Origin of the sequence: Synechococcus sp. H60.1 (assembly GCF_047462335.1) — a bacterium.
In the GTDB taxonomy this organism is placed as follows: domain Bacteria; phylum Cyanobacteriota; class Cyanobacteriia; order Thermostichales; family Thermostichaceae; genus Thermostichus.
Map to the genome: position 1 here is coordinate 1 of NZ_JANSJA010000211.1, position 6,039 is coordinate 6,039.

Consider the following 6,039-nt stretch of genomic DNA (forward strand, 5'->3'; position numbering starts at 1 on the left):
GACTCCATCAACTGCTGGGGCGTCATCTGCTCGTAGGGCTCGAAGGGCTGGTGGATCCAGGGGTTATCGGGCAGGTAGTCCACGTAGTAGTCGGGCTGGTAGACAGAGGCCGCTTTGTACCAGAGTACGCCAGTGCGGATTTCCTCGATGTAAAAGCCGTAGTGGTGCTTAAGCCAGTGGACGGAGCGCTTCAGGGTCATGCCGGAGTCGGCCAGGTCGTCCACCAGCAACACATGGCTGCCTAGGTTGGCAGTGGTCATGGCCAGATCCCGCGAAAAGGTCAGTTGCCCCCGTTGGCGATTGCCAGGGCCGGAGTAGGAAGAAGCGGCGAGAATGGCTAGGGGGAGGTCGAAGAGACGGGCCAGGGTATCGCCGATGCGCAGCCCGCCTTTGGCGATGCAGACAATTTGGTTGAACTCCCAGCCGCTTTCATAAACTTTGACGGCCAGCTCTTCGATTTTGCGGTGGTAGTCGGCCCAGGTAATAGAAATCTCGTGCAAGGGATCCCTCTCCCGCAGTCTGGATTGCTCAATTCTAACTATATTGATTCTTTTCCCATCGACCGGCCTGACGATGGCAACCTGAGGGTCTAGCTTTCTTTCAGCGGGATCACCTTCACCCAATGGGCGTAGGCGGGATCCCGATTTTCGGTGATGGCCGTCAGCTTCTGCCGCAACTGCTCGGTGATGGGGCGGGAGGGGGGCAAGACGTATTGCTCGATCTGGCGAATGGGCGTGATCTTGGCGGCAGTGCCGGTGAGGAAGGCTTCCTCGGCAATCAACAGCTCCGACTTATCGACCGGACGCTCTTGGGTGGGGATCCCCAGGTCGCGGGCCAGGGTGAGAACGCTGTCGCGGGTGATTCCTTCCAGGATGTCTTGGTCAAAGCTGGGGGTAATCAGCACGCCGTTGCGCACGATGAAGATGTTCATGCCCGAGGCTTCGCTTACCTTGCCTTGGGAGTTCATCAAAATGGCCTCATCATAGCCGGACTGCACTGCCTCAGTTTTGGCCAGAGAAGAGGTGATGTAGGCGCCGGTGATCTTGCCTCGCAACGGCAGGCTGCGATCCTCTTGGCGGGCCCAAGAGCTGATGCGGCAGGTGACTCCCTCTGGTGAGAGGTAGTCTCCCAACTCCAACCCGTACACGAAAAAGTCTTTCTCGATGTTGTGCAACCGCGGCGAGATGCCCAGGTCGGAGGTGTAGACCAGGGGGCGGATGTAGAAAGAGGTGGAGGGGCGATTTTTGCGGATCAGCTCCACGATCACCTGCTCGATCTTTTCGGCGGGCAGATCGAAGCAGAGCAGGCGAGCACTCTGGCTCAGCCGTCGGCAGTGGCGATCGAGACGAAACACCAGCACCTGATCCGGATTTTGCGGGTCGGGGATCCCGCGTAGACCGCCAAAGGCTGCCGTCCCGTAGTGCAGAGCATGGGTGGCAATGGAGATCTTCGCCTCGGCAAAGGGGACGATCTGGCCCTGAAAGTAGGCGTAGGGCAGAAAATCCGGCATGGTCGGCACCTACTGCGGTGGGAAAAGATGTAAGAGTAGGAATATTATCACCGATGGAGGCAGCACCGGCAGCCCCAGCGTTGGCAGCACTCGGAAAGATATGCGCACTGCAGTGTTTTTTAGCCAGTCAAGTTCTGAGAGGGCTGTGGAGGCAAACAGCTTCTAACTTACGAGGGGCCGACGAACTACACCCCATGACGCAAGGAGTCCACTCCCTTTGCGAAAGCAACAGTGCTCCTTTTGGCAAGGCTTCTTTCACCCCAAGGTTGGTAGGGTAAGAATGTGGTTACTCAAACAGTTGGAAATGAAGCTTCCAAAACTTGCTGTTGCTTCCTTGCTTGTGCTGGGCGTTTTGCTCCTCAGCAGCCCGATGTTATCGGTAGGCAAGAGCACAGAGGTAGCTTTTGCTCAATCTCCTGCTCCAGCCGTCCGCATTGAAGAAGCGATTCAGATGGCTCGATCTGCTGTTCCCGATGCTGTGATCAAAGAAGTTGAGTTGGAGCGCGAAGATGGGCGCTTAGTTTGGGAAGTAAAATTCACCAACGATGTTGAGGTCAAGATCGACGCCACTACCGGCGATGTTGTCGATATTGATGACTAGTCCTCAGGGGGGCACAAACTGGGGTAAGCGTTGCCGGAAAAAGCGGTAGTTGCCACTGCCTGATGAATGCTTGATGAAACAGTAGCAATCTTGAGAACTGCAAAAGCTGGGGATCCCGTTTATTTGGGCAGGGGGAAGGTGTTCGCATGATAGACACCCGCTGGCTGAGGCCAGTTTAACTGCTGGCCAGGGGCAGGTGGTCGAGTCAGTCTGGGCTAAAATGCTGTCTATCCGTCTTGCTGCTCCCCCTGATGGACGACCCCCCTTTAGTCTCAGCGGCTACTTTCCCCAACACTGAGCTTTCGTGGGGAGATGCGTCTCTTAGTCTCTTTTGGGTCATCGCTCTTCTGGTCATCAACGCTTTTTTTGTGGCGGTGGAGTTTTCCTTGGTGTCGGCGCGGCGCTCCCGCATGGTGCAGTTGGCCAGCGAAGGGAACCGCCAGGCGGCAATTGTGCAAAAGGCCCAGGAACAGTTGGAGTATGCCCTCTCCACCACCCAGTTGGGCATTACCCTGGCCAGCGTGCTGCTGGGCTGGATCGGGGCCACCCAGGTTGCGCCGACACTGTTTTTGGCCTTGAGGCAGTTGGCCTGGTTGCGGAACGTGGATCCCGCCATTGTTCAGGGGGTGGCAGTGGTGGTGGTGTTTTCGCTGCTCACCTATTTCCAAATTGTGGTGGGGGAGCTGATCCCCAAGACTCTGGCCATTCTCTACTCGGAGCCGATTGCCCTAAAACTGGCCTGGCTCAACCGCTTGGTGAGCCGCTTTTTGCACCCCTGCGTGGAGCTGCTCCGGTTCTCCTCCCGCTGCTTGTTGCAGCTTTTTGGCGTCCGCATCCCGGAGGCCACTTCCTTTTACAGCACCATGACGGTGGAGGAGCTGCAACTGTTGATCGCCTCGTCGGTGGAGTCGGGCGACATCGAGGCGGAGGAGCGGGAGCTGTTGAGCAATATCTTCGAGTTCGGCGAGACGGTGGCCAGCGAGGTGATGATCCCGCGCACCAGCATCGACGCGGTGCCGGAAACCGCTACGGTGCAAGAGGTGCTGGCCGAGGTGGCCGAATCGGGGCATTCCCGTTACCCGGTCTACGGCGAGTCTTTGGATGACATCCGCGGCCTGATTCATGTCAAGGAGCTGATCGGCGAGCTGGCCAAGGGATCCCTGGATTTGCACAGCCCCATCACCCCTTTCATTCGCGAGGCCCACTTTGAGCCGGAGAACAAGCTGATTGCCGAACTGTTGCCGGAGATGCGGCAGCACCACTGGCCAATGGTGGTGGTGGTGGACGAGTTCGGCGGCACGGCGGGCTTGATCACCATCCAAGACCTAGTGGAGGAGATTGTTGGCAAGCTCTCCGATGGCCCAGATCCCAAGGCGAAGGAGCCGGATATTCAGGAGCTGGACGAAAACACTCTCCTCATCCAGGCCCAGTTGGATATTGAAGAGGTCAACGAGCGCTGCCACCTCAACTTGCCCCTCCACGAGGACTACCAGACGCTGGGGGGCTTTTTGATCTACCACCTGCAGAAGATCCCGCGCGTGGGGGAAAAGTTCACCTACCAAGACATGGAGTTCCAGGTGGTGCGCATGGAAGGCCCACGGGTGGATCGGGTGAAGGTCGTTCGCCACCGCCGCAGCTCTCCCAACCCGCTGCCAGTGCTCCCCCCCGCCCAGACGACCAAGCCTGGCTCTTGAGGAGCTAGGTTTTGACGACCTTGAGGGTCTGCAGCCGCACATCTTCGGGGCCGTTGATAAAGCCGCCTGCCTCGTGCACCAACAACAGATAGTCCACCGCTTCCTGGGTTACCTCTTCGCCGGGCACCAAGATAGGGATCCCAGGGGGGTAGGGGGAGATGATCTCGGCACAGATGTGGCCTACGGCTTCCTGAAAGGGGATCCGCTCGATGGGGGCAAAGAAAGCCTGCCGCGGCGAGAGCCGTTGGGGCGGCAGGGGAGGGCGTTTCAACTGGGCCAGGCGTCGCAGTTTCTCGGCCATCGCCAGCGAGGGTTGGGATCCCTGGGCCTGCTTCGACAAAGCGGCGAAGCTCTCCACCAGCCGGTCGATATCCCGCTGGGTGTTGCCGAGGCTCACGATAAAGACCACGTTGTGCAGGGTGGACATCTCCGGCTGCACGTGGAAGTGGTCGTTGACCCAGTCGTGGGCGTCGAAGCCAAAAAGGCCCAGCCCCGACACCGTCACCGTCAAGCGGGTGCGATCCAGATCGAAAAAGCCAGGTGTAGAGCCGATGCGCTCCGGGCCAAAGCAAAAGAGCCCTGGAATGCGGTTGAGACGGGCGCGGGCTTGATCGGCTAAAGCCAGGGCTTGGCCCAGCAAAGCTTCCCCTTCCAGGGCCATCTGCCGCCGCGCCACGTCCAGCGACATCATCAGCACGTAGTTGGGGCTAGTCGATTGCAGCAGTTGCAAGATGTTGCGCACACGGTTGGGATCGATGCGGGATCCCTTGAGGTGGAGCATCGAGGCTTGCGTCATGCCGGAGATCACCTTGTGGGTGGACTGCACCACCAGATCGGCACCAGCTTCCAAGGCGGAGAGGGGCAGTTGCGGGTGAAAGCCAAAGTGGGGCCCGTGGGCCTCGTCCACTAAGAGGGGCAGGCCGTGGCTGTGGGCGATGGCCGCTAAGGTTTCTAGGTCGCAGCAAACCCCGTAGTAGGTGGGGCTGACCACCAACACGCCCTTGGCGTCGGGGTGCTCGGCCAGGGCCTGCTCCAGGCCGGCAGGAGTGATGCCGTGGGCAATGCCCAGTTCTATGTCGAAGTCGGGCTCGATATAGGCCGGCACGGCCCCGGAGAGGATCACGCCGGCAATGGCCGACTTGTGGCAGTTGCGCGGCAGCAGGATCTTGTCCCCTGGGTCGCACACGGCCATCACCAGGGTTTCTACACCACAGGTGGAGCCATTCACCAGAAACCAACTGCGATCCGCTCCGTAGGCGGCTGCCGCCAGCTCCTGGGCTTCCCGGATCACGCCGTCGGGATCGTGGAGGTTGTCCACCTCCGGCAACTCGGTGAGATCCGCCCGGAAGACGTTTTCTCCCAAAAACTCCCGCAGGTCGGTGGCGATCCCGCGTCCCTGCTTGTGGCCTGGCGTGTGAAAGGGAGCCTTGTCCAAGCTGCAATAGTGGCGGATGGCCTCAAAAAGAGGGGCCCGCTCTTGAGTTTTGCGATCCAGCAGACGCAGACGACGGGACGCCTTCGACAGATGCGACAGAACCATGGGCCACTCCCCAACACACCAGCGTCCAGCCATTATCCACCCCCAGCGGAGCCAAGTCCACCCTCAAGGTCACCTCAGGAAGTGTCTTTCCTGCTAGCCTGGGTTCAGGTTGCCTTTCCCTCCTGCTTGTATGTTTGAGAAGCTGCCCCTCCCCCTGAGCACCCTGGTGTTGCTGGCAGGCGTTGCCGCCACAGCTTGGGGCTTTGCCCAGTACAGCGATCCCACCCTGAACCTCATCGGCCTGTTTACCGGGATCCCCTTGCTGCTGGGGGGGGTGACCATGAAGGTGGTGGAGCTCAAGCCAGTGCCTGCCCTGACGCCCCCCTCGCCAGAAGTGCTCCAAGCCCGTGCTCAGCAGGCCACGGAAATTCAAAAACAAGTCCGCGCCGACATCACCAAATACAGCTATGGGGCCAACGCCCACCTGGAAGAGGCCCTGGAGTTCCTCGGCCTGCGCGGCCCTCTGGAAGCAGACCTACCCAAAATCAGAGGCTACAGAGAAGAATTGCGGGATGGCCGCTACACCCTGGTACTTCTCTTCGATTCGCCGGCCGTTCCCTTCCAGCAATGGCAGGAGAGCTACCAGAAAAAAATGCAGGGCTTCTTTGGCCGCGACGTGGAGGTGCAACTGCAGCAACCCCGAGAACATCAGGTGGAGCTGGCGCTCATCGCCTGTCCCGGATCCCAGGCCACC

Annotated in this window: 6 protein-coding genes; 3 read left to right on the forward strand and 3 right to left on the reverse strand. The window is 59.6% G+C overall.

What is annotated here, in order from left to right; genetic code table 11:
- Positions 1 to 500, reverse strand: a 500-nt coding sequence (locus NW852_RS10380) for a phosphoribosyltransferase (RefSeq protein WP_414426719.1), incomplete at its 3' end; no start/stop codon positions are given.
- Positions 501 to 589: 89 nt separating this feature from the next.
- The gene (locus NW852_RS10385) at positions 590 to 1,510 is read right to left on the reverse strand and encodes a branched-chain amino acid transaminase (RefSeq protein ID WP_414335893.1); all 921 of its coding nucleotides are present in this window, start codon (positions 1,508 to 1,510) and stop codon (positions 590 to 592) included.
- 280 nt (positions 1,511 to 1,790) lie between these two features.
- On the opposite strand from NW852_RS10385, the gene NW852_RS10390 reads away from it, so the two are divergent.
- Positions 1,791 to 2,111 carry a PepSY domain-containing protein gene (locus tag NW852_RS10390; RefSeq protein WP_414371794.1) on the forward strand — a complete coding sequence of 107 codons (321 nt, stop codon included), beginning with the start codon at positions 1,791 to 1,793 and terminating at the stop codon, positions 2,109 to 2,111.
- A gap of 251 nt (positions 2,112 to 2,362) precedes the next feature.
- Positions 2,363 to 3,805: a hemolysin family protein gene (locus NW852_RS10395; RefSeq protein ID WP_414426720.1), complete on the forward strand. Its 1,443-nt coding sequence runs from the start codon at positions 2,363 to 2,365 to the stop codon at positions 3,803 to 3,805.
- A gap of 4 nt (positions 3,806 to 3,809) precedes the next feature.
- On the opposite strand, the gene NW852_RS10400 is transcribed toward NW852_RS10395, so the two are convergent.
- Positions 3,810 to 5,345 carry an aminotransferase class I/II-fold pyridoxal phosphate-dependent enzyme gene (locus NW852_RS10400; protein ID WP_414366476.1) on the reverse strand — a complete coding sequence of 512 codons (1,536 nt, stop codon included), beginning with the start codon at positions 5,343 to 5,345 and terminating at the stop codon, positions 3,810 to 3,812.
- A gap of 130 nt (positions 5,346 to 5,475) precedes the next feature.
- Here NW852_RS10400 and NW852_RS10405 point away from each other — a divergent pair.
- Positions 5,476 to 6,039: DUF2854 domain-containing protein (locus NW852_RS10405; protein WP_414426721.1), on the forward strand; the 564-nt coding region annotated here is incomplete at its 3' end.